Below are 21,359 nucleotides of genomic sequence, written 5' to 3'. Positions count from 1 at the left end.
GCCCGGTCGGTGACAGCCCGTCCGGTCGGTGGTGGCCGGTCCGGTCGGTGGTGGCCGGTCCGGTCGGTGGTGGCCCGCCCTCAGGCTCAGTCGCCGGCGGCTACCTCCGGATCCTTCGCCTCGCCCTCCTCCGCGTCCTCGTCATCGGTCCAGCGGGTCCGGCGGGCGAACGGCAACGCGGCCCAGAAGGTCAGGAACCAGACCGCGGTCACCGCGCTGAGTACGAACGCCAACGGCCGGGGCAGCACGAAGTCGGTAACCAGCAGCACCGAGCTGACCATCGCCACCAGCATGAAGGTCAGTCCACCGGTCGCCATGCGATGTGCGTACCGGACCAGCTCCGGTTTACGTCCCTGCCGGAACAGCGCCCGATGGAAGGCAACCGGCGAGATGATCAGTGCGGTGGCGGCAGCTGCGGCCAGCAGCGCGACGACGTACACCTCCTTCTGGAAGGTCGTCGTCTTGTCGAACCCGCTGCTGAACGGCAGCGTCAGCAGGAACGCGAAGAGGATCTGCACACCCGTCTGCGCCACCCGCAGTTCCTGGAGCAGGTCGGCGAAGTTGCGCTGCCACCGCTGCCGGTCGGTCTCCGTGGACACGCTGCCCCTCCACTTCCCGGTCGGCTCGGGCGGCGCAGGTCCGCCTGGGCCGTGTTTGCCCGCCCGGCCCACCGGTAAAACGTGGGTGCCGACCGACCGGCACGCGACGGTCGATCGACTCAGGCGCCGCGCCGGATCCGGCCCGCGTACTGGGCTTCGAGCGCGTTGTTGTGGGCGTCGCCGGCCGGGATGTTGGCCGACAGGTAGACCGGGGGCGTCTCCCCCGCGTCGACCAACCGGGCCACCACCTCCACCACGATCTGCTGGGCCAGCAGAGCGGCGGTGATCGACGACACCGCACCCACCGCGCCGCCGCCGGGCAGGGGCAGGGTCGCATCACCGTACGGAGCCCCATTGTCCAGCACCACGTCGGCGAGTTCGGAGAGTTTGCGGCCGGACGGGTGCCGGGAGTCGACCCGTGCCGAGTGGTCCCGGGAGGTGATCGCGATCAGCCGGTGGCCGCGTTCCTTCACCAGCAGGGCGAACTCCACGATCGACCCGTTGACTCCGGAGTTGGAGGCCACCACGAAGATGTCCTGCGGTGCCACCGGTGCCAGCTCGTAGAGGCGCTTGACGGCAGCCGGGTCCCGTTCCAGGGTCGGGCCGAGGATGCTGGCCGGCTCGCCGCCGTAGAGCACCACGTCCCGCAGGGCGATCCGGTTGGTCGGGACCAGTCCCCCGGCCCGGCCGGCGATCTCCATCGCCAGCGCCTCGGAGTGTCCGGTGCCGAACGCGTGGATCACGCCATCGGCCCGCAACGTGGCGGTGATCAGGTCGGCGGCCTGGCGTACCGCGTCCCGCTGCTCGGTCGCGACCCGGGTCATCGTCTCGGTGACGACCGAAAGGTAGCCCTCGGCGCTGAGTGTCATGCGTCCTCCGACCTCTACTCGTACTGCTGTTTCCCGGCCCCGTCACCGAGGCCACGGGATGACGAGATCCGTCATACACGAGCACCCGCGACACCGACCAGCGCACCCCGGTCCGATCACCTGGCAGCGGATTCCTGGATCTGGCCGGGGGCCATGGTCCGCCGCCAGTGGTCAGGCTCGCGGCGCGAGGCGGCCGGCTGCGGACAACCGCTGGATCACCGCTTCGTGCGGAACGGCGTGACTGGTACGACCGCCCACACCGGTGGTGGTGACGGCGGTGAACAGCGAGTTGAGCAGTGCCTCCTCGACCGAGTCCAGGACGGCGGCGAAGACCGGGTCGATCTCCCCGTCGGGGATCGCCGGCTGGTCCGGGCGTGCCGTGCTGAACGCGATCGCATAGTCGCCGCTGCCGTTGCTGTAGGAGGCCCCGACCCGGCCCATCGCAAAGACCGCCCGCCGGGCGACCCGGCCGAGCTGCCGGGCGTCCAGGGGCACGTCGGTGGCCACCACGATCATGCACGAGTTGCCGGACGGCTCGGTCCGATCGGTGTCCGGGACCAGTTCGTCGGCGGGCAGCGGGACGCCGAGCGCGGTCAGCACCCCGCCGAAGTTGGACTGGACGAGGGCACCGACCGTCGCCGGGATGTCGCCGGTCCGTACCGTCCTGGACGAGGTGCCGATGCCGGCCTTGTAGCCGAGCGCCGTGGTGCCGGTGCCGGCCCCGACGCACCCCTGCGCCGGTGGTCCGCCGGCTGCCCCGGCGATGGCGGACAGCACGTGTTCCTCGGTGACCGGACGACGACGGATGTCCGAGAGGTGACCATCGTTGGTCTCGCCGACCAGCGGGTTGAACGACAGGCCGGCCGGCCGGCGGTCCATCAGGTATCCCAGCAGCGCGTCAGCGGCCCGGAACACGGACAACGTGGCGGTCAGGACGATCGGAGACTCCAGTACGCCGAGTTCGTCGACCTGGGTCGATCCGACGAGTTTCCCGTAGCCGTTGCCGGTGTACACGGCGGCCGGCAGGGTCCACCGTCCGGGGCCAAGTTGGCTCGGCACGACGGCGGTGACACCGGTGTGCAGGTCGGCACCATCGTCGATGGTGGTGTGCCCGACCAGGATCCCGGGGACGTCGGTGATCGCGTTGTGTCGTCCGGTGGGCAGTGGCCCGACGACGATCCCGAGGTCGCGGGCGCGGCGGCTGAGCTGGTCCATCAAACTCCTGTCGGGTGTCGGCTTCAGGCAGCGGTGCGGATCACCGGAGCGTCCTCGGAGGTGGCCATCGCGTGTTCCCGGTGGGCCGCCCGGCTGCCGTCGACCGTACGGCGCGGCCAACCGTCCCGGTCCACCCGGTACTGGTCGTGCCCGTGGGCGATGAACATCGCGGCTCCAGGACGATCACCAGACCTGACGCCAGTAGCAGGCCTCGGCCAGCCCGGCCCTCGTTGGGGACGGTCCGACACCACCGCCGCCGTACGCCAGCGTCGGTCTGCACCGGTGCTGAGATCACCGGGGTACGGTGCTGAGCTGAGCAAGCCGCTCGGCGGTCGGCTGGCCCCGGTCGTCAGAAGTAGACCCGCCGGCTGAAGTCTGGACCGGGTCCAGCGAAGGGCCGACACCAGCCGGCCCGGAAAATCCCCAAGCGGTCGAACGGGCGGCACGCCGCTAATCTGAGTCCTTTCCGCACTTATCGGGGAAGACCATGACAAGCAGGTTTACCGAGTTGGTCGTCGATTGCCATGATCCGGAGAGGCTCGCGGCCTTCTGGTGCGAGGTCCTGGACTTCAAGGTGATCGACCGGAGCGAGGGCAAGGTCGAGATCGGATCCTGGGTGCCGACCGTTGAGGATGTTCGGGCCCGCCAGATGCCGCCCACCCTGCTGTTCATTCAGGTACCTGAGGACAGGACCGTGAAGAACCGGCTGCACCTCGACGTCAGCCCGATCGACGGCAGCACCGAAGACGAGGTGACCAGACTGCTCGGCCTCGGTGCCACCAAGACGGATGTGGGTCAGGGCCCAGACCGGAACTGGACGGTCATGGCAGACCCCGAAGGCAACGAGTTCTGCGTCCTACGCACCCTGGCACCACAGCAGTAGGCCACCGGCGGACCACTCTCGTTCACACCGCGACCGTCACGTTGGCGAGGAGCCTCGATAACGTCCCGGCGCTGATCGCAGGCAGCGCTACCGCTTAGCCACTCCGCTACGCGGCGTCGACCCTACTCGTACGGGTTCTTCGGGGCGTCGACCTGCTGCCACGACTCGACCTGGATGTACGGGATGTCCTCGCCGTTGACCGGGTCGGTACCGGTCCGGTCGACGTAGCGCCCGACCACCTCCACCCAGGTGTCCGCAGCCAGTCCGGTCGGCGGATCACCGGCCATCCCGAGTTTGATCGGGCGGCCGTCGGCGGCGCAACAGGAGAGGATCATCCGGGCCAGGATCGGCTCACCACCGGGCCCACTGGCGATGAAGCCGGTGATCCGTACCCGGCGGTCACCGATCGACGCCCCCTTCTCGAACAGCGCCCGCGACGCGTAGTCGAGCACGCTGATCTTCACCGGGTCACCTTCCGGCAGCGGCGGATAGTCCGACATCTCCTGGCGGGACAGGGCGGTGCCGGCCTGCCCGACGGCGTACGACCCGAGGGCCGGCGGGGTGATCAGCAACAGCCCGAGCACCGGCAGGATGAGCAGCCAACCGACCCGGGGCTCGTGGTGCCCCTTACCCCCGTGTCCGTGGTCGTGTCCATGGTCGTGCTCTTGTCCGTCACCTTCCGGATCTCCGGTGGCGGTCGACACGGGCTGCCGCAGGTCGTACACCAGGGTCATCACCGCGGCGACCACCAGCAGGATCCCGGCGGCGATCAGGAACGGACGCAGCCCCTCCTTGACGTAGCGCAGGTAGATGTCGGTGACGCTGGCCTTGAGCACCGCGCCACCGAGCAGCAGCAGTACGACCGCCTGGGCCTGCCGGTTCACGCCGCACCCACCACTTCGCTCATGACGCACCCACCACTGTCGCTAACGAGGCGCTCACCGCGGTCGCTCATGACGTGCTCACCGCTGTCGCTCATGACGTGCTCACCGCGGTCACTCATGACAGAAACAGTGCTCCCACCCCGACGGAGACTCCGACCGCGACGACGAAGGTCGTCGGCGCGAACCGGAAGGCAAACCGACGCCCGAAGACGCCGGCCTGCATGGAGATCAGCTTGAGATCGACCATCGGCCCGACGACCAGGAACGTCAACCGCGCGGTCAACGAGAACTGCGACAGCGACGCGGCCACGAAGGCATCCGCCTCGGAACAGATCGACAGCAGCACCGCCAGTACGGCCAATGCCAGCACCGACAGCACCGGGTTGTCGGCCAACGTCTGCAACCACCGCTCGGGCACCAGCACGTTGATGCTGGCGGCGGCCATCGCGCCGAGGACGAGAAAGCCTCCCGCGTGTACGACGTCGTGTCGTACGGCGGCCCAGAACGCCCGCCCCTTCGACTGCCCGTCGAGTTCGGGCCGGTACGGCAGCCGGATCCAGTCGGCGCGGCCGAGTCGCAGCCAGAGCCACCCCATAATCATGGCGACGATCAGGCTGGCCCCGGCCCGGGCGGCGACCAGCTCCGGATCGTTCGGGAAGGCGACCGCGGTGGCGGCCAGCACGATCGGGTTGATCGCCGGGGCGGCCAGCAGGAACGCCAGCGCGGCGGCCGGGGTGACGCCCCGGCGGATGAGCGATCCGGCGATCGGCACCGATCCGCACTCGCAGCCGGGCAGCACGACTCCGGCGCAGCTGGCCACCGGTACGGCCAGCGCGGGGTGACGCGGCAACGCCCGGGCCCAGAAGGACCGGGGCACGAAGACCGCGATTACGGCGGAGAGCACGACACCGAAGACGAGAAACGGCACGGCCTGCACCATCACGGACACAAACACCGTGGTCCAGGTCTGTAGCCGGGGATCGGAGATGGCGCTGCCCAGTGGTCCCCGGAAGATCACCAGCAGGATCAGCAGTGCCGCCAGTACCTCGACCGAACGGTCCTCCCAACCACGGCCGGACCGCCGACGACGAGGTGTCCCCGGGTCGGGGGTGTCGCGAACCGGCCCGCCGCCGGGTGTGGATGCTGCGGGAGCGTCGCGAACCGGCCGGACGCCGGGTGTCGATTCTGTGGAGGTGCCAGCGGGCGGGATCGTCCAGTCGATCTCGTCACCCGTCCGGGTGCGACCGGGGGCCGCACGGTCGGGGGCCGTCACAACAGTTTCGTCCCTTCGCTCGACGTTCCGCGTGGGCCCTCGACGTTTCGCGTGGACCTCTGCTTAGTGGCGGCGGCCAGCTCACCCTAACCCGAACCGGGGTGGGCACCACCACACCGGCCAGCCGAGCCCCTGTGCCCTTCGGCTGGTTGGTGCTAGCGTCTGCGGAACAACTTCACATCCGACAGGGGAGCGCACAGCGCTGAGAGTGCGGGTCACACCCGCAGACCCTCGAACCTGATCTGGGTAATGCCAGCGCAGGGAGTTCGGTCGAACCTCCAGCCGCGCCGCAGTCCGGGCCCACCGGATGGCGGCGTGCGTCTTCTCCTGGTTCGTTCAAGGGACTGGGAGGCAACATCATGAGTCAGCCTGACAACCACCGATGGCGTACGGTCGACGTCGTCGTCGCATCGGTCATCGCCGTCGCCTTCGGCGTCGTCTTCTGGGCGTGGGGTTACGTCTGGAGCGCCACCGATGCCGCGTTCGCCTTCTTCCCACCGGCACAGTCCCTGCTCTACGGCATCTGGTTGGTGCCGGCGGTGCTGGGTGGGCTGATCATCCGTAAGCCCGGTGCGGCGCTGTACACCGAGACCGTGGCCGCCATCGTCTCCGCCCTGCTCGGCACCCAGTGGAGTGGCACGGTCATTCCGCAGGGCCTGGTCCAGGGCCTCGGTGCCGAACTGGCGTTCGCCGCCCTGCGCTACCGCTCGTTCAAGCTGCCGTCGGCCATGCTGGCCGGGGCGATGACCGGGCTAAGCGCATCGCTGTTCGACTTCTTCGTGTGGAACACCGAGTACGCGCTCTGGTCGTACCGGATTCCGTACGCCCTCGCCACGATCGTCAGCGCCGCCCTGGTGGCCGGCATCGGCGGCTGGGCCCTGACCCGGGCGCTGGCCGGGACCGGGGTGCTGGACCGGTTCCCCGCCGGCCGCGAACGCACCGCCATCTAGCCCACCCATCCCGGTTGATCATGAAGTTATCACCCGGAAAACGCCGATATTCCGACGATAACTTCATGATCAACGCGGAGGGACAGGCATGAGTGTGGTCGAGTTGCGCGGGTTCGGGTGGCGGCACGCCGGTCGGAAGGCCTGGGCGGTACGTGACGTCGACCTGCGGATCGAGCACGGCGAGCGGGTGCTGCTGCTCGGCCCGTCGGGTGCCGGCAAGAGCACCCTGCTGGCCGCGCTCGCCGGCCTGCTGGCGGAGGACTCCGGTGAACAGGCCGGCACGGTCGAGATCGACGGCTTGGACCCGCGCAAGGCCCGGGAACGGGTCGGCATCGTCTTCCAGGATCCGGTCACCCAACTGGTGATGGCCCGGTCCGGGGACGACGTCGCGTTCGGGCTGGAGAACCGGGGAGTGCCGGCCGACGAGATCTGGCCCCGGGTGGAGGAGGCGCTAAGGCGGGTCGGCTTCCCGTACCACCGGGACCGTCCCACGGCGGCGCTGTCCGGCGGCGAGCAGCAGCGGTTGGCACTGGCCGGGGTGCTGGCCCTGCGTCCCGGTCTGCTGCTGCTCGACGAGCCCACCGCCAACCTCGACCCGGCCGGGGCCGACCTGGTCCGTGGGGCGCTGGCCGCCGCCCTGGACGGGAACGTCGCCATGGACCGGAACACCACCCTGGACCGGAACGCTGCCATGGACCGGAACACCACCCTGGTCCTGGTCGAACACCGGGTCGCCGAGGCGCTACCGCTGGTGGACCGGGTGGTGGTGCTGGAACCGGGCGGGGGCGTACGCGCCGACGGCCCACCGGAGGCGGTCTTCGCCGTACACGGCGAGGCCCTGGCCGAGGCGGGAGTCTGGGTTCCCGGTCGGGCGGTGCCGCCCCGAGCGGCGGCAGCCACCCCCGGGGAGGTGCTGCTCACCGCCGAACGGCTCGGCCTGCCTCCCCGGCTGGGCGCGACCGATCTCGACGTACGCGCCGGCGAGGCGCTGGCCGTACTCGGGCCCAACGGGGTGGGCAAGTCCACCCTGGCCCTGCTGCTCGGCGGACTACTCAAACCGGGTACCGGACGGGTGGTGGCCGGTCCGGCACTGGTCGGTCAGTCGGGCAGCCCGGCACGGACCGGACGGGAGGGTACCGCGCCACACCGCTGGCGGGCACCGGTGTTGACCCGACGGATCGGGTCGGTCTTCCAGGATCCGGAGCACCAGTTCGTCGCCACCACGGTCTTCGACGAGCTGGCCCTGGGACCACGCCGGACCGGTCAACCACCGGACGCGGTGAAGTCCATCGTGGACGATCTGCTGGTCCGGCTACGCCTGGATCGGCTGGCCAGGGCGAATCCGTACACCCTCTCCGGGGGTGAAGCACGGCGACTGAGCGTCGCGACCGCCCTGGCCACCGCGCCCCGACTGCTCGTCCTGGACGAGCCGACCTTCGGTCAGGACCGGCGTACCTGGATCGAGTTGGTCGACCTCCTGGCCGGGCTACGCGACGCCGGGCACGGAATCGTCACCGTCACCCACGACGCCGACTTCGTCGCGGCGCTGGCCGATCGGACCGTGACCCTGCCGGCCGGGACGACGAACGAAAGGCCCGTACGGTGAGCAGCCTCGCCATCCCGGTTGCCACCGGCAGCGGTGTGCTGGCCCGACGCAACCCGGTCGCCAAGCTCGCCGCCGCCCTGCTCTTCTCCTTCACACTGGTCGCCACGCTCGACCCGGTCGCCCCCGCCGTGGCCATCGCCATCGAGCTGGCCGTCCTGCCGCTGTTCGGCATCCGCTACGGCGCGCTGCTCCGTCGGGTCTGGCCGGTGCTGGTCAGCGCGCTGGGCATCGTGGTCACCATGGTGCTCTTCGCCGCCGAACGTACCGGTCCGGTCCTGCTCACCGTCGGGCCGATCGTGGTCACCAGCGGCGTACTGCTCACCGCCCTGGGCCTGGCGCTACGCATGGTCGCGGTGGCCCTGCCCGGGATAATGGTGTTCGCCACCACCGATCCGACCGATCTGGCCGACGCCCTGATCCAGAACGCCAGGACACCGCCCCGCTTCGCGATCGGTGCCCTGGCCGCGTTCCGGCTGCTCCCACTGCTCTCGGCGGAATGGCAGATGATCAGCATGGCCCGGCGGGCGCGTGGGGTCGATGCCGGCCGCAATCCGGTAGCGAAGCTACGGCTGTTCGTTTCGACCGCGTTCGCCCTGTTGGTCGGCGCGATCCGGCGGGGCACCCGGTTGGCCACCGCGATGGATGCCCGTGGCTTCGACGCCGGGGTTCCCCGTACCAGCGCCCGCCGGCAACGGTTCACGTCAGCCGACACGGCGCTGGTCGTCGCGGCGGCGGTGGCCGCCGGAGCGGCACTGGGCGTCAGCATCGCGCTGGGCACCTTCCGGCCACTGATCGGATAGCGGCCTGCGCAACGGGCCGGTCGGACGACGGGCAGGTCGAGACGACGATCCACACGAGGGGCAGGTCGGACGATGGCCCGCGCAGCGGGCAGGTCGGAGAACGACCTGCCCGAAGGGCAGGCCGGCACCGACGACGGTCAGTCGAACACCGAGACGCGGGTACGGTGGTGCCGGGGCGTCTCGATCTCGTCGATCACGGCGACCGCGAGGTCGGCATAGGACAGCCGGTCCGCACCGGGAACCAGGGTCTCACCGCCGACCCGGTACCGGCCGGTCCGGGGACCCGTCACATCCAGCAGCGCCGGTGGGGTGAGCATGAGCCAGTCGGCCGTGGTGTCCGCCGCCCGGAGCCGCTCCAGACCCGCCGTGTGCGCGAGCGCGAAGGGCCGGAGCTGGCTGGGGAACGCCTCGGGGTCGTCCAGCACCATGCGCCCCTGCTCATCCACGAGGTTGGCGAAGAGGCCGATGAGGACGAGCCGGCTCACCCCGGTCCCCTCGACCCCCTGACCCTCGAGGCCCTGGAGTTCGGCCTCCTGGCGTTCGACCCTCTGACGTTCGACGCCTTGGAGCAGCGCGTCGACACCGTCGACGAAGAACCGTCCATCGAGTTGGCCGAGATCGGCGAGGGCCTCCGGTCCGGACGCCGGGGTCACGGCGACGACGATGGCCTGGTGGTCCCGCGCGATCGAGGACGTCACCCGTACGTCCCGTACGTCGCCCGCCGCGACCTGGATGCCGTCTCCCGCGAGGTCGGGATACCTACCTGGATCGCGGACCACGGCGGTGACCTGGTGCCCCCGACTGCGTGCCTCGGTGGTGATGGCCCGGCCGGCCCGGCCACCGGCTCCGAAGATGGCGATGCTGCTCATTTTCCCTGCTCCCTGCTGGTGACCCGCTGGTGGGACTCACTCGGGCAGGGACGGTATTCACGAGAGCCTGGTTACTTCAACGGTACCTGGGCTAGCCTCGGGCGCGTGCTGCCGGAGTTGGACCCCGACATGTTCGACCCGCTGTGCCCGTCCAGCGCGCTGCCGATCCAGATCGGTGACAAGTGGACCGGAATGATCGTGCTCTGTCTCGAACACGGTCGGCGGCGATTCAACGAAATCAAGGTGCCGCTCCGCGGCATTACCTCGAAGGTCCTCAGCGAGACCCTGCGGGCGATGGAGCGGGACGGTCTGGTGGTGCGGACCGCCTACCCGGAGAACCCTCCGCGCGTCGAGTACGAACTGACCCCGCTGGGCCGAACCCTGCTGACGCTCATCGACGCGGCCCGTACGTGGAGCAGGGCGCACCTCCCGACACTGCTCGACGCCAGGCAGGCGTACGAGGCCGGGCTCACCGGGCAGCCGGTCCCACCCGTCACTTCTCCTGACCGGTGACGGTGGTCGCGGTGACGGTACCCGCCGTACCCGACCCCTCGACGGTGACCTGATCACCGACCCGGAGTTCCTTCAGGGTGCCGTCCCTGGCGATCCTGACCGTGGTGTCCGTACCGGTCCGGACCGTGACCACGGTCCCGTCGGCGGTCTGTAGGTAGATGGTCGTGCCATCCACCAGCTTGACCGTGCCGGTCGTGGTCGACGTCGTGCCGGTGGCCGCTCCCGTCGGACGGAGACCGCCACCGGGCTGGCCGCCACCGGGCTGGCCGGCACCGGGCTGGCCGGCACCGGGTGCACCGCTGGGCTGGCCGGCGCCGCCCGGGAAGCCACCCTGTCCCGTACCACCGCGCTGGCCCGGGCCGGTGGCGGTCCGACCGGCTGGGGCAGCCGGTTCGCCGTACGACTTCTGCACCTGTACGCCGATCATGAAGCCGGCCAGCAGGAGCACCATCGCCCCCAGGCAGAGCGTCCACCTGTTCCACCAGCGCCGGCCGGCTGCGGCAGCGATCTGCGTGGCCAGCCCGTCGCCGTCGGGGTCACCCGGAACCTCCGGTGCCCGGCGGTCCCACTCAACTGTCTCCGTCATGTCGTTCCCCGAGATCATTCGTAGCGTAGGGCGTCGATCGGCCGAAGGCCGGCGGCCCGGCTGGCCGGAACACTGCCGAAGAAGAGTCCGATCGCGACGGAGACACCCAGTGCCAGCACGACCGAGCTCGGGACGATGACCGGCTTGACGCCGACGATGGTGAACTGGCTGCCGACCAGGGCAGCCACCACGCCCAGCCCGCCGCCGATCAGGCTCAGCATGGTCGCCTCGGCCAGGAACTGGGTGAGGATCACCCGACGCGGCGCGCCCAGCGCCTTGCGGATGCCGATCTCCCGGGTCCGTTCGGTCACCGTGACCAGCATGATGTTGGTAATCCCGATGCCGCCGACCAGCAGGCTGATGCCGGCCACCGCGCCGAGCAGCACGGTGAAGGTCTGGGCCGTCTCGGTCTGGGTCTCCAACAGCTGCGCCGCGTTCTGGATCCGGTACGGCGAGGAGCCCGACCCGCTTCCCGAGCCGACTCGGCCAGCCGATCCGGCACCCGATCCGACCCTGCTTCCCGAACCGGTCGTGGAGACCCGGAGCCGCTGGTCGAGGATCATCGCTACCTGTGCCTCGGCGGTGGAGACCCGGGCCGAGCTGGTTGCCTCGACGATGACCGAGCTGACCGCGCCGTACCCGGTCAGGGTCTGTTGCACGGCGGTCAACGGCGCAACGACCACGTCGTTGGCATCCTGGAACCCGGACGAGGAACTCTTCTCCCGTAGGACTCCGACCACGGTGAAGAGCGCGCCACCGGCGGTCACCTCCTTGCCGATCGGGTCGGTGTCGGGGAACAGTTCCTCCGCGACGGTCTGCCCGATCACCACCACCCGCCGGCCCTGGTCCACATCGGCCTCGCTGAAGGCCGCTCCCCGACCGACGGGCGTGTTCGACGCCGCGAAGTACGTCGGGTAGGTGCCGAGGAACTGCTGGACCGAATGGTCGGCCCCCTGGTACGTGATGGTCGTCGACGTGTTGACCACCGGGGACACGGACTTCACGTCCGGTGCCAGTACCGGATCCTTCAGTGCCCTGGCGATCTCGACGGTGATCGCGGTACTGCTGCTGCCGCCACGGGACGTGCTCTGCACGGTGATCGTGTTGGTGCCCAGCGCGGCGATCCGGTCGGTGATCTGCTTGGCCGAGCCGTTGCCCACCGCGACCAGCAGGATCACCGCCCCGACTCCGATCAGGACGCCGAGCATCGTCAACGCCGAGCGCAGCTTGTTGGCGGTCACTCCCCGGACGGCGAACCGCAGGATCTCGAAGAAGCTCACGGGATCCGCTCCAACCGCATGGTCGGGCGGTCGGCCAGCCGGACCGTGTGCCGTCCCGTCCCGTCCTGGCGTACGTCGGAGGAGATCTGCCCGTCGAAGAGCTTGATCAGGCGCTTCGCACGGTCTCCCACCTCCGTCTCGTGGGTGATCAGGACGATGGTACGACCGGCGGCGTTCAGCTCGTCGAAGATCGCCAACACGTCCGCGGTGGACCTGCTGTCCAGGTTCCCGGTGGGCTCGTCGGCCAGCACCAGGGCGGGCTCGGTCACCAGGGCCCGGGCCACCGCCACCCGCTGTTGCTGGCCACCGGAGAGCTGATTGGGCTCATGGTCGGCCCGGCCAGCCAGGCCGACCAGGTCCAGCGCGGCCATCGCCCGCCGACGCCGTTCGGCGCCCTTCACCCCGGCGTACGCCAGCGGCAGCTCGACGTTGGCCACCGCGCTGGTACGGGCGATCAGGTTGAACGACTGGAAGACGAAGCCGATCCGCCGGTTCCGGACCAGCGCCAACTGCCGGTCGTTGAGCCGGCTGACGTCCAGCCCGTCCAGCAGGTACTGCCCGCTGCTCGGCACGTCCAGGCAGCCGAGAATGTTCATCAGCGTGGACTTGCCGGAGCCCGACGATCCCATGATCGCTACGTAGTCACCGCGCTCGACGACAGCGGAGACGCCACGCAGCGCATGCACCGCAGCCTCGCCCTCGCCGTACACCTTGGTGAGCCGGCGGACGTCGAGCACCGGACGTTCGGGGGCGAGCCGGTCGGCCGACGGGCCAGGTCCGATCCGGGAGGTCATCGCCCGCCCCCTCGCACGCCACCGCCGGGCTGGCCGCCACCGGGCAGGCCACCGCCCCCGGGGAAGCCACCGCCCGGCTGCCCGCCGCCACCGGGCTGCCCTCCGGTTCCTCCACCCGTGGTGGACGAGGACTTCAGGACCACCTGTTCGCCGACCTGAAGACCGGACTTGATCTCCACTGTCTGGTCCCCGATCAGGCCGACCTGCACCGACCGGGTCTCCTGCTGGCCATTCGTCAGCACGGTGACGGTGTGCCGGTTCCCGGTCGTGGTCAGCGCCGCCGAGTTGACGTAGACGACGTTCTCCACCCGGCCGACGGTCACCGACACCTGGACGGTCTGACCGGCCCGTACGCCGTTTGGCAGGGTGTCCAGGCTGAACACCACGCCATAGGTGACGACGTTGTTCACCGTGCTGGCGTTGGGGTCGATCGAGACGAGCCTGGCGGTGGCGGTCACCCCGGCGAGTGCGTTCCAGCTCACCGTCGCCGCCTGGTCGACCTTCAGCTTGGTGGCGTCGGTCTCGGCGACCGACGCGGAGATCTCCAGCTTCGTCAGGTCGGCCAGTTCGATGAAGCCACCGGAGGATCCGCCCGAGGATCCGCCGGCCTGGCTACCGCCGGAGGATCCACCGCCCTGGCTGCCGCCGCCGCTGGACGACCCACCCGAGGTGCCCGATCCACCGCCGGAGGAACCCCCGACGCTGCCGTTGACGGCAACCACCGTACCGGCCATCGGAGCCGTCAACACGGTCCCGTCCACCGCATCCTCGGCCTCGGTGACCGCCAGCCTGGCGCTGGTCACCTGGGCTTCGGCGGTGCTGGTGTCCCCGCCTGCCGACTCTGCCCGACCGAGCGCCGCCCGGGCCGCGACCAGGTCCGCCCGGGCCGCTTCGAGTCGTCGGTTCGCCACCGTCGGATCGACCTTGGCCAGCACCGCGCCCTTGCCGACCACATCACCCACCTTGACCCTGATCTCGGTGACCGTGCCGGAGGTGACGAAGGCCGCGCTGGCGGTCGAGGCACTTCGTACCGTCCCGGATGCGGAGACGGTGGCGGTCACCGTGCCCTGCGCCACCGCGATGGCACGGGTCGCACCACTGTCCGCCGCGGAACTCGACTCGGGTCGAACGAATGATGCGTAGGCCCACACCCCACCTCCGACGATCGCCAGGCCGAGTACGGCGTTGACGATCACCAATGGGCGGCGCGCTGAGAGCAGACGTCGCACAGGCATGTTCGCCAGCCTGCCCGGGCCGGCTCGGAGCAGGCCCGGGGTTACCTCAGAGCCCGCTGGGAACCGGACCCGCCGTCGACCTGGTCGTCGTGGGACGGCGGGACGCTGCGCTGCCGCCCGGTCGGCAGCAGAACCCGGAACACCGAACCCCGTCCTTCGCCGGTGACCAGTTCGACCCGGCCACCGTGCCCCTGCACGATCGCCGCCACGATGGACAGACCGAGCCCGGACCCGACGCCGGGACTACGCGTACGGCTCGGGTCGACCCGGTAGAGCCGCTCGAAGATCCGGTCGGCGTGCTCGGCCGGAATGCCCGGACCATCGTCCTCGACCTCCAGTACCGCCAGCCCGCCGGCACGGTCCGTCCACCCGAACTGGTCATCGGCGACCGTCACTGGTTTCGTCCGCACCGTGGTCGCTGCCGACCGACCCACCCGTACCGTGATGCGGGTCCCGGACGGCGTGTGCCGCAGCGCGTTGGAGACCAGGTTCGTCGCCACCTGGCGGAGCCGGTGCTCGTCGCCGAGCACGGTGACCGGCTCGAACCCGCCGTCGTCTGGGCCGAACCCGGCCAGCCGGACCGGCCGGTCCGGCATCCGGGCGTACGCGTCCCGGATCGTGTCCGCTGCGATCGCCAGCAGGTCCACCGGGCGGTGTCGGATCGGGCGTTGCAGGTCCAGCCGGGCCAGCAGCAGCAGATCCTCGACCAGTTCACCCATCCGGGCCGCCTCGCCCTCGATCCGCCCCATCGTCTCGTCCAGCAGCGGCCCGGGTGGCGCACCGCCACGACGGTAGAGCTCGGCGAACCCCCGGATCGAGGTGAGCGGCGTACGCAACTCGTGCGAGGCATCCGCGACGAACTGGCGTAGCCGCTGCTCAGAGGTGGTACGTGCGGCCATCTCGGCACCGATCCGGTCAAGCATCGTGTTCAACGCGATGCCGAGCCGGCCGGGTTCGGTGTGTGGATCGGTCTCCTCGACCCGACGGGACAGGTCCCCCGCGGTGATCTCTGCGGAGATCGTCTCCATCCGGGTGAGTGGACGCAGTCCGATCCGCACCATCGACGCCGAGGTGAGGCCGAGCACCAGCACCACCAGCAGCAGCACCGCCCCGTCGATCAGCAGCAGCCCGTCCGAGGTCGCGTCGACGTCGCGCAGGGAATGCGCCAGCGCTACCAGCCCGCCGCTGTCGGTACGTTCGACGAGCACCCGCCAGTTGCTGTCCCCGTCCCGGGACCTGACCGTGAACGGGCGTCGTTCGTCGGCCCGGTGGCTCAACTCGGCGAAACCGCCCAGGTCCGGCGGGGAGAGTTCGTCGGGCCAGGTCGTCCGGGACAGTACGGTGCCGTCGGGGTGTAGGAGCAGTACGGCCTGTCCCGGACCGCCGCCCGGCGGACGGTTGGCGCGGGGGGTGATCAGCCCGAAGTCCGGGGGCATGCTGCCGGTGTACGGCCGGATCACCCGCTTCAACTGCTCGTCGACCCGTTCGACGAGATACGAGCGCAGCAGCACCAACCCGGCCACGTTGGCGGCGATCAACGCAACCGAGGCCAGCGCGACGATCACCACCACCAGCCGCGAACGCAGGGTCCAGTGACCCCAGCGGCGGGGTAACGGCACACGCAACCAACGGGGTAACGGCACGCGCAACCGGCGGGATGACGGCATGCGCAGCCGGCGGGGCACCAGCCTTCGCAGCCGCCCGGTCACTCGTCGGCCGTTCGGGGCAACCGCAGCGCGTAGCCGAATCCGCGTACGGTGTGGATCAGCGGCGGATCCCACCGGTCGATCTTCTTGCGCAGGTAGTAGACGTACGACTCGACGATCCGCCCGTCACCGCCGAAGTCGTAACTCCACACCCGGTCCAGGATCTGCGCCTTGCTGACCACCCGGCCGGCGTTGACGAGGAGGTAGCGCAGCAGGTTGAACTCGGTGGGCGACAGGTCGACCAGCCGGCCGCCCCGGCGTACCTCGTGGGCGTCCTCGTCCAGTTCCAGGTCGGCGTAGCTGAGCACCGCGCTGGCCGGCTCGACCCGGCTGCGCCGCAGGATGGCACGGATCCGCAGTACCACCTCTTCCAGGCTGAACGGTTTCGTGACGTAGTCGTCGGCACCGACGGTCAGCCCGGAGATGCGGTCCTCCACCGCGTCCCGGGCGGTGAGGAAGAGCACCGGTACGGACTGCCGGGCCGGCTCGGCCCGCAGTCGCCGAGCCACCTGGAACCCGTCGAGGTCGGGCATCATGACGTCGAGTACGACGAGGTCCGGCTCGAACTCGGCGGCGGCGGCGAGGGCCGCGTACCCGCCGTACGCGATCCGTACGTCGAAGTCGATCAGCCGCAGTGTCGCCGACAGCAGCGCGCAGATGTTGGGCTCGTCGTCCACCACCAGCACCCTGGTCGGCCGTCGGGTCGGCTCGCCCACCTGTTGCCGCATCCGCCAGCCCCTCCCCCTCGGCTTCCGCGAACATCCCTATCGGAACCGGCTGGGAGCCAGCTAGGAATCTCATATGGTTCAGCTGGGTATCACCAACTGGCGACGATTTCGTCGCCTTCGCTCAGGCCGAAGGTGACTTCGAGGTACTGGTCGCCACGCTGGCCGATGGTGACCTGGCGCTGTTCATCGCCGTCACGGGTGCGGACCAGTACGGTCCCGGTGGCTGGTTCGGCACCGACCCGCACCGCCGGAGACGGCACCCGCAGCACACCCGACACCGACTTGATTCTGACGCGTACGTTGGCGCTCTGTCCGACCAGGACGTCCGCCGGAACCTGGTCGAAGTTGACCAGGACGCCGTACCGGACCATCTGGCCGGTGACGGTGCCGACCGGATCGACCTGGGTGACCCTGGCCGCGAACTCCTCCCCCGGCCGGTCGGCCAGCGTCACGGTCGCGGCGAGACCGGTGGCCAACTGGCCGGCATCCGCCTCCGGGAAACTCGCCGAGACCGCCATACCGGCGACGTCCCCGAGGGTGATGAACGCACTGCCACTACCAACGGTGCTGCCGACGACGCCCGCCACGGTGAGCACCCTGCCCCGGATCGGTGCGGTGATCGTGGTGCCGGCCAGCGTGTCCTCCGCCTCCGCGAGGGTCAGCTTGGCCGCGGTCACCTTCTGCTGCGCCCGCAGTACGGCATCCGTGCCGCTGCCGCCCGACTGACCGGTACGGCCGGCACAGTTCTGGCCGGTGTCACCGCCCGGCTTGCTCGACTGACCTGGTCGACCCGACTGATCAGGTTGGGCAGATTGACCTGGTTGACCGGACGGGCCGGTGCTCGGGCTCGCCGTCGTGGTGGCCGTGGCGTTGGACATCGTGGTGGCCGTGGCGTTGGACATCGTGGTGGCGGTGCCGATGGCTGTCGTGCCCGCCAGACCGCCCCCGGTACCGCCGGTACCCCCGGTGGCGCCAGTGGCGCACTCACCACCTGACTGGTCCCCGCCGTTCGCGGCCTTCCCGGCCTTGACCAGGTCCGCCTCGGCCTTGCCGAGCGCCTCCCGCGCGGAGTCCACCCGCTCCTGCGCGGCGCTGGCGTCGATCAGCGCCAGCACCTGACCCGAACTGACCTCGTCGCCGGCCCGCACCCGGATCTCGGTGACCCTGCCCGCCGCCCGGAACCCGAGACTACGGGTCTGTGCCGGCTGCAACACCCCGGTCGTCGCCACCGCCAGGGTGACCTCCCCCCGGTCTACCCGGACGACCGGGTTCGACCCGACCGGCACCGGTTCCGTACGGGTCAGGGCGTACCCGGTCGCCGAGACCAGCAGCACGACCGCCCCGGCCGCCCCCGCCACCATCCATCGCGCCCGCCGATTCCCCGTCAGCCAACGTGGCGCACCCAGGCCAATACCCATGGGGGGCGAGTGTCATCGTCCAGCCTCGCAATTCACTCAGCCGCACCTCGGAGTTGCCTGGGAGTCCGGATTCCGAGGTTGTTTCGAGCTTCGCCTGATCTGGCCTGGAGGTGTTTCGGGTGGCATGTGTCGGTCTCCGGCGCGGCTTTCCGGGGCGAACACTCGGAGGAGGTTTCGGTGGCGGTGCGTGACCGGCGTACGCGATGGATGCTGGGCCTGACGGCAGTCTCCGCTCTACTGGTCTTCACGGCGGGCTGTGGTGGGTCGGACAACAGCGGCGGCAACGACGCCGACGGCGGTGGCGACGGAACCAGCGGCCTCGCCGCGTACGTGAAGTGTCTGAAGGAGCAGGGCATCGACGTACCCGACAATCTCCCCACCGGACGACCGTCCGGTGGTCCGCGTCCCGACGGTACGGCGGGTCGTCCGTCCGGCGGCCCACGTCCCGACGGCTCCGGAGCACCGCCCGGTTTCCCCTCGGGACGGCCGTCCGGCGCCCCGTCGCCGGGAGCCTCCGGCCGACCGGGCGGTGGCGGTCCCGGCGGTCCCGGAGGGGGCTTCGGCAACCTACGTCCGGAGGGGGTCGACGACGCGACCTGGCAGAAGGCGCAGGACGCCTGCCGATCGGTGCTGCCGACCGGTGGCCCGGGTCGGGGCCAGAACGGCGGCGGCCCGAACGGCGACAACGGGCAGAACGGCGACAACGGGCAGAACGGCGGCGGCCAGCCTGGGGCCGGCACCGCCTACGCCAACTGTCTGTCGGATCGCGGCGTACGGCTCACCGCCGGTCTGAACACCGCGGATCCTACGGTCGCCGAGGCGCTCAAGGCGTGCCAGGTGCTCAGCCCCGCACCTTCCGCCGGGGCCAGCAACTAGCCGTCTAGGCTCGGGCGGTGCGAGTCGCTCTCTTCACCATCGTCGTTGCCGAGTACGACCCGGCAATCGCGTTCTTCGTCGACGTCCTGGGCTTCGAGTTGGTCGAGGACTCCCCGTCACTGACCAACGACGGTCGCCCGAAGCGGTGGGTCGTCGTCCGGCCGCCAGGCGCCGAGACCGGCATCCTGCTGGCCCGCGCCGATGGCGAACGGCAGACCGCGATCGTGGGTGACCAGGTCGCCGGCCGGGTCGGCTTCTTCCTCCAGGTCGACGACTTCGACGCCAGTCATGAGCGGATGGTGGCTGCCGACGTCACCTTCGTGACCCCGCCGCGCACCGAACCCTACGGGCGCGTCGCCGTCTTCCTCGACATCGCCGGCAACCGGTGGGACCTGGTCGGTCCCGCCTGATCGCCGACAGCCGGGGAACGGGCCGTGCGGCGGGCGCGGTGCCACGATCGGGAGTGACGTGGCAGCCACCAGTCCCGACTCAGCTACGCCGGAACGCGTACTGACGGTTCCGGCCGGCGTTCGGCCCCCGTACCGATCCGGGGAATCCGCCCCGGCCCCGCAGGGGTGGACCGGCCTTCGGCACGGATCGCTGGGCAGTGGGTTCGCCGCCGGAACCCGGTAGGTCGACCGGTACCGGCAGCTTCACCTCCGGCAGTTCCAGCCTGGAGGCGCTGATGCTCGACCCGGCTCCGGTGTTCCCGGGGGTCGTCCTGGACTTTCGCTTGGCAGCCATCCGGTGTCTCCTGATCTGTTGGGACCCGCCGGTGACGACGGATCGCTGGATAGGGATCTACCGGGCGTCTCGTCGTACCGAGGAGTCACCGCGCTGGTGGGGCCACCAGGACCGGTGAACGGGAAGGTGCGGACGCCCGGGTGCACGGCCGCACTCGACGGGGGCCGGCACACACTGGAGAAGGGCGTCAGTTACGCATAGGGCCAAGGATAGGCAGCACCCTCCCGTGACCGCATCCGGTTTTCTCGGCATCGGTGTTGGAAGTAGGCAACACCACACCCGGGACCGGTTTCCGTAGTACCTACGAGGAGTGCGGATCAGTCATCTGGACCATCTCGTCCTCACGGTCGCCGATCTGGACCGTACCGTCGACTTCTACACCCGGGTCCTGGGCATGCGGGCGACCAGTTTCGGTGACGACCGCCGCGCCCTACGGTTCGGCAACCAGAAGATCAACCTGCATCAGGTCGGACATGAGTTCACGCCCAGGGCCAGCCGGCCCACGGCCGGCAGCGGCGATCTCTGTTTCATCGCCACCGTTCCCCTGGCCCAGGTGTTGGCCCACCTCGCCGGGGAGGGCGTCCCGATCGAGTCCGGACCGGTACGACGCAGCGGGGCGACCGGACCGATCGACAGCGTCTACGTCCGCGACCCCGACCGGAACCTGATCGAGATCGCGGTACCCAGCAACAGTGGATCACTGCCCGGCTGACGGCGGGGCGACCGGGTTGGGCAGGGCTCCACCGAACCGACGGTCGCGCTGCGCGTACAGCTCGCAGGCGTACCACAGGTGGCGACGGTCGAAGTCGGGCCAGAGGGTGTCCAGGTAGACCAGCTCCGCGTACGCGCTCTGCCACAGTAGGAAGTTGGAGATCCGCTGCTCCCCGGAGGGTCGCAGGAAGAGGTCCACTTCGGGTACCTCGGGGTGGTAGAGGTACCGGGCGATCATCTTCTCGTTGACCTTCTCCGGGTCCACCTTGCCCGCTGCCACGTCCCGGGCGATAGCGGCAGCGGCGTCGGCGATCTCCGCCTGCCCGCCGTAGTTCACGCAGAACTGCAACGTCAGCGTGGAGTTACGCTTCGACATCTCCTCCGCGGTCTGCAACTCGGAGATGACACTCTTCCAGAGTCGGCCGGCCCGACCGGACCAGACGACGCGTACGCCCAGGTCGACCAACTGGTCCCGGCGACGGCGGATCACGTCCCGGTTGAAGCCCATCAGGAAGCGCACCTCGTCCGGCGAGCGCCGCCAGTTCTCGGTGGAGAAGGCGTACGCCGACAGGTAGGGGATGCCCAGCTCGATCGCACCCTCGATGGTGTCGAAGAGGGAGAACTCCCCCGCCTCGTGTCCCTTCGTCCGGGGCAGGCCACGTTGCTTGGCCCACCGGCCGTTGCCGTCCATGACCACGGCGACGTGTCGGGGCAGGGCGTCGGCTGGCAGGGCCGGTGGCCGCGCACCGGACGGATGTGGCGTCGGCGCGGTGGGCTGTCGCTTCCAGCCACCGCCGACCATCGATCGGATCATGCTGTT

24 protein-coding genes and 1 riboswitch are annotated in these 21,359 nt (G+C 70.1%); of the genes, 8 read left to right on the top strand and 16 right to left on the bottom strand.

What is annotated here, in order from left to right; all coding sequences use genetic code 11:
* Nucleotides 1-86: 86 nt before the first annotated feature.
* The 4 genes from ACFQ4H_RS17655 to ACFQ4H_RS17640 all read right to left on the bottom strand — a co-directional run bounded on the left by ACFQ4H_RS17655 (nucleotide 87) and on the right by ACFQ4H_RS17640 (nucleotide 2,850).
* Entirely contained in the window at nucleotides 87-599 is a 513-nt protein-coding gene (locus ACFQ4H_RS17655; RefSeq protein ID WP_377572073.1) for a DUF6328 family protein, read from the bottom strand.
* Nucleotides 600-718: 119 nt separating this feature from the next.
* The gene (locus ACFQ4H_RS17650; RefSeq protein WP_377572072.1) at nucleotides 719-1,468 is read right to left on the bottom strand and encodes a sugar isomerase domain-containing protein; all 750 of its coding nucleotides are present in this window, start codon (nucleotides 1,466-1,468) and stop codon (nucleotides 719-721) included.
* 171 nt (nucleotides 1,469-1,639) lie between these two features.
* Nucleotides 1,640-2,683, bottom strand: a complete 1,044-nt coding sequence (locus ACFQ4H_RS17645) for a P1 family peptidase (protein ID WP_377572071.1) — start codon at nucleotides 2,681-2,683, stop codon at nucleotides 1,640-1,642.
* A gap of 23 nt (nucleotides 2,684-2,706) precedes the next feature.
* On the bottom strand, nucleotides 2,707-2,850 hold the full coding sequence (locus ACFQ4H_RS17640; RefSeq protein ID WP_377572070.1) for a hypothetical protein: 144 nt from the start codon (nucleotides 2,848-2,850) through the stop codon (nucleotides 2,707-2,709).
* A gap of 320 nt (nucleotides 2,851-3,170) precedes the next feature.
* Between ACFQ4H_RS17640 and ACFQ4H_RS17635 the strand changes: the two genes are divergently transcribed.
* Nucleotides 3,171-3,566, top strand: coding sequence for a VOC family protein (locus ACFQ4H_RS17635; protein ID WP_377572069.1), 396 nt, complete (start codon nucleotides 3,171-3,173; stop codon nucleotides 3,564-3,566).
* 122 nt (nucleotides 3,567-3,688) lie between these two features.
* On the opposite strand, the gene ACFQ4H_RS17630 is transcribed toward ACFQ4H_RS17635, so the two are convergent.
* Both ACFQ4H_RS17630 and ACFQ4H_RS17625 read right to left on the bottom strand, forming a co-directional pair.
* The gene (locus ACFQ4H_RS17630) at nucleotides 3,689-4,450 is read right to left on the bottom strand and encodes a TIGR03943 family putative permease subunit (RefSeq protein ID WP_377572068.1); all 762 of its coding nucleotides are present in this window, start codon (nucleotides 4,448-4,450) and stop codon (nucleotides 3,689-3,691) included.
* A 115-nt stretch (nucleotides 4,451-4,565) separates the two neighbouring features.
* Nucleotides 4,566-5,723: a permease gene (locus ACFQ4H_RS17625; RefSeq protein WP_377572067.1), complete on the bottom strand. Its 1,158-nt coding sequence runs from the start codon at nucleotides 5,721-5,723 to the stop codon at nucleotides 4,566-4,568.
* A 176-nt stretch (nucleotides 5,724-5,899) separates the two neighbouring features.
* Nucleotides 5,900-6,005, top strand: a riboswitch (TPP riboswitch).
* A gap of 77 nt (nucleotides 6,006-6,082) precedes the next feature.
* Here ACFQ4H_RS17625 and ACFQ4H_RS17620 point away from each other — a divergent pair.
* From ACFQ4H_RS17620 to ACFQ4H_RS17610, 3 genes are all read left to right on the top strand, one after another.
* Nucleotides 6,083-6,673, top strand: coding sequence for an ECF transporter S component (locus tag ACFQ4H_RS17620; protein WP_377572066.1), 591 nt, complete (start codon nucleotides 6,083-6,085; stop codon nucleotides 6,671-6,673).
* 88 nt (nucleotides 6,674-6,761) lie between these two features.
* On the top strand, nucleotides 6,762-8,279 hold the full coding sequence (locus ACFQ4H_RS17615; RefSeq protein WP_377572065.1) for an ABC transporter ATP-binding protein: 1,518 nt from the start codon (nucleotides 6,762-6,764) through the stop codon (nucleotides 8,277-8,279).
* Nucleotides 8,276-9,079: an energy-coupling factor transporter transmembrane component T family protein gene (locus ACFQ4H_RS17610; protein ID WP_377572064.1), complete on the top strand. Its 804-nt coding sequence runs from the start codon at nucleotides 8,276-8,278 to the stop codon at nucleotides 9,077-9,079. The genes ACFQ4H_RS17615 and ACFQ4H_RS17610 overlap by 4 nt, the downstream gene beginning before the upstream one ends.
* A gap of 137 nt (nucleotides 9,080-9,216) precedes the next feature.
* Here the strand turns inward: ACFQ4H_RS17610 and ACFQ4H_RS17605 are convergent, their stop codons facing one another.
* Nucleotides 9,217-9,948, bottom strand: a complete 732-nt coding sequence (locus tag ACFQ4H_RS17605) for an NAD(P)-dependent oxidoreductase (protein ID WP_377572063.1) — start codon at nucleotides 9,946-9,948, stop codon at nucleotides 9,217-9,219.
* Nucleotides 9,949-10,053: 105 nt separating this feature from the next.
* Here ACFQ4H_RS17605 and ACFQ4H_RS17600 point away from each other — a divergent pair, with 105 nt between their 5' ends.
* A complete protein-coding gene (locus ACFQ4H_RS17600) occupies nucleotides 10,054-10,461 on the top strand; it encodes a winged helix-turn-helix transcriptional regulator (protein WP_377572062.1) in 408 nt (135 codons plus the stop codon).
* Here the strand turns inward: ACFQ4H_RS17600 and ACFQ4H_RS17595 are convergent.
* The 7 genes from ACFQ4H_RS17595 to ACFQ4H_RS17565 all read right to left on the bottom strand — a co-directional run bounded on the left by ACFQ4H_RS17595 (nucleotide 10,442) and on the right by ACFQ4H_RS17565 (nucleotide 18,208).
* Complete coding sequence (locus tag ACFQ4H_RS17595) at nucleotides 10,442-11,047, bottom strand: hypothetical protein (protein WP_377572061.1); 606 nt, start codon at nucleotides 11,045-11,047, stop codon at nucleotides 10,442-10,444. The two genes, ACFQ4H_RS17600 and ACFQ4H_RS17595, sit on opposite strands and share 20 nt — an antisense overlap.
* A gap of 14 nt (nucleotides 11,048-11,061) precedes the next feature.
* The gene (locus ACFQ4H_RS17590; protein ID WP_377572060.1) at nucleotides 11,062-12,327 is read right to left on the bottom strand and encodes an ABC transporter permease; all 1,266 of its coding nucleotides are present in this window, start codon (nucleotides 12,325-12,327) and stop codon (nucleotides 11,062-11,064) included.
* Complete coding sequence (locus tag ACFQ4H_RS17585; protein ID WP_377572059.1) at nucleotides 12,324-13,121, bottom strand: ABC transporter ATP-binding protein; 798 nt, start codon at nucleotides 13,119-13,121, stop codon at nucleotides 12,324-12,326. Before ACFQ4H_RS17585 ends, ACFQ4H_RS17590 begins: the two co-directional genes overlap by 4 nt.
* Nucleotides 13,118-14,356, bottom strand: coding sequence for an efflux RND transporter periplasmic adaptor subunit (locus ACFQ4H_RS17580; RefSeq protein ID WP_377572058.1), 1,239 nt, complete (start codon nucleotides 14,354-14,356; stop codon nucleotides 13,118-13,120). The genes ACFQ4H_RS17585 and ACFQ4H_RS17580 overlap by 4 nt, the downstream gene beginning before the upstream one ends.
* 41 nt (nucleotides 14,357-14,397) lie before the next feature.
* Entirely contained in the window at nucleotides 14,398-15,975 is a 1,578-nt protein-coding gene (locus ACFQ4H_RS17575) for a sensor histidine kinase (protein ID WP_377572057.1), read from the bottom strand.
* 86 nt (nucleotides 15,976-16,061) lie between these two features.
* Nucleotides 16,062-16,790 (bottom strand): response regulator transcription factor, encoded by a 729-nt coding sequence (locus ACFQ4H_RS17570; RefSeq protein WP_377572056.1) that lies wholly within the window; start codon nucleotides 16,788-16,790, stop codon nucleotides 16,062-16,064.
* 89 nt (nucleotides 16,791-16,879) lie between these two features.
* A complete protein-coding gene (locus tag ACFQ4H_RS17565; RefSeq protein WP_377572055.1) occupies nucleotides 16,880-18,208 on the bottom strand; it encodes an efflux RND transporter periplasmic adaptor subunit in 1,329 nt (442 codons plus the stop codon).
* Between the two features lie 177 nt (nucleotides 18,209-18,385).
* Here ACFQ4H_RS17565 and ACFQ4H_RS17560 point away from each other — a divergent pair, with 177 nt between their 5' ends.
* Together ACFQ4H_RS17560 and ACFQ4H_RS17555 are read left to right on the top strand one after the other, a co-directional pair.
* Nucleotides 18,386-19,084 (top strand): hypothetical protein, encoded by a 699-nt coding sequence (locus ACFQ4H_RS17560; RefSeq protein ID WP_377572054.1) that lies wholly within the window; start codon nucleotides 18,386-18,388, stop codon nucleotides 19,082-19,084.
* Nucleotides 19,085-19,101: 17 nt separating this feature from the next.
* Nucleotides 19,102-19,494: a VOC family protein gene (locus ACFQ4H_RS17555; protein ID WP_377572053.1), complete on the top strand. Its 393-nt coding sequence runs from the start codon at nucleotides 19,102-19,104 to the stop codon at nucleotides 19,492-19,494.
* 79 nt (nucleotides 19,495-19,573) lie between these two features.
* Here ACFQ4H_RS17555 and ACFQ4H_RS17550 read toward each other — a convergent pair whose 3' ends face one another.
* Entirely contained in the window at nucleotides 19,574-19,828 is a 255-nt protein-coding gene (locus ACFQ4H_RS17550; RefSeq protein WP_377572052.1) for a hypothetical protein, read from the bottom strand.
* Nucleotides 19,829-20,138: 310 nt separating this feature from the next.
* On the opposite strand from ACFQ4H_RS17550, the gene ACFQ4H_RS17545 reads away from it, so the two are divergent.
* Nucleotides 20,139-20,540: a VOC family protein gene (locus ACFQ4H_RS17545; RefSeq protein ID WP_377572051.1), complete on the top strand. Its 402-nt coding sequence runs from the start codon at nucleotides 20,139-20,141 to the stop codon at nucleotides 20,538-20,540.
* On the opposite strand, the gene ACFQ4H_RS17540 is transcribed toward ACFQ4H_RS17545, so the two are convergent.
* Nucleotides 20,526-21,353, bottom strand: a complete 828-nt coding sequence (locus ACFQ4H_RS17540; RefSeq protein ID WP_377572050.1) for an isoprenyl transferase — start codon at nucleotides 21,351-21,353, stop codon at nucleotides 20,526-20,528. The genes ACFQ4H_RS17545 and ACFQ4H_RS17540 overlap by 15 nt on opposite strands.
* Nucleotides 21,354-21,359: the final 6 nt, after the last annotated feature.

The organism is Micromonospora sonneratiae, assembly GCF_042679305.1.
Lineage (GTDB): Bacteria > Actinomycetota > Actinomycetes > Mycobacteriales > Micromonosporaceae > Micromonospora_H > Micromonospora_H sonneratiae.
This window is presented reverse-complemented; position numbering and strand designations above follow the sequence as displayed.

Excerpts from the sequence above, each read along its gene's own strand:
- ACFQ4H_RS17650 (WP_377572072.1), bottom strand. The coding sequence starts at position 1,468 with ATGACACTCAGCGCCGAGGGCTACCTTTCGGTCGTCACCGAGACGATG.
- ACFQ4H_RS17645 (WP_377572071.1), bottom strand. The coding sequence starts at position 2,683 with ATGGACCAGCTCAGCCGCCGCGCCCGCGACCTCGGGATCGTCGTCGGG.
- ACFQ4H_RS17640 (WP_377572070.1), bottom strand. The coding sequence starts at position 2,850 with ATGTTCATCGCCCACGGGCACGACCAGTACCGGGTGGACCGGGACGGT.
- ACFQ4H_RS17635 (WP_377572069.1), top strand. The coding sequence starts at position 3,171 with ATGACAAGCAGGTTTACCGAGTTGGTCGTCGATTGCCATGATCCGGAG.
- ACFQ4H_RS17620 (WP_377572066.1), top strand. The coding sequence starts at position 6,083 with ATGAGTCAGCCTGACAACCACCGATGGCGTACGGTCGACGTCGTCGTC.
- ACFQ4H_RS17615 (WP_377572065.1), top strand. The coding sequence starts at position 6,762 with ATGAGTGTGGTCGAGTTGCGCGGGTTCGGGTGGCGGCACGCCGGTCGG.
- ACFQ4H_RS17605 (WP_377572063.1), bottom strand. The coding sequence starts at position 9,948 with ATGAGCAGCATCGCCATCTTCGGAGCCGGTGGCCGGGCCGGCCGGGCC.
- ACFQ4H_RS17595 (WP_377572061.1), bottom strand. The coding sequence starts at position 11,047 with ATGACGGAGACAGTTGAGTGGGACCGCCGGGCACCGGAGGTTCCGGGT.
- ACFQ4H_RS17585 (WP_377572059.1), bottom strand. The coding sequence starts at position 13,121 with ATGACCTCCCGGATCGGACCTGGCCCGTCGGCCGACCGGCTCGCCCCC.
- ACFQ4H_RS17580 (WP_377572058.1), bottom strand. The coding sequence starts at position 14,356 with ATGCCTGTGCGACGTCTGCTCTCAGCGCGCCGCCCATTGGTGATCGTC.
- ACFQ4H_RS17570 (WP_377572056.1), bottom strand. The coding sequence starts at position 16,790 with ATGCGGCAACAGGTGGGCGAGCCGACCCGACGGCCGACCAGGGTGCTG.
- ACFQ4H_RS17565 (WP_377572055.1), bottom strand. The coding sequence starts at position 18,208 with ATGGGTATTGGCCTGGGTGCGCCACGTTGGCTGACGGGGAATCGGCGG.
- ACFQ4H_RS17550 (WP_377572052.1), bottom strand. The coding sequence starts at position 19,828 with ATGGCTGCCAAGCGAAAGTCCAGGACGACCCCCGGGAACACCGGAGCC.
- ACFQ4H_RS17540 (WP_377572050.1), bottom strand. The coding sequence starts at position 21,353 with ATGATCCGATCGATGGTCGGCGGTGGCTGGAAGCGACAGCCCACCGCG.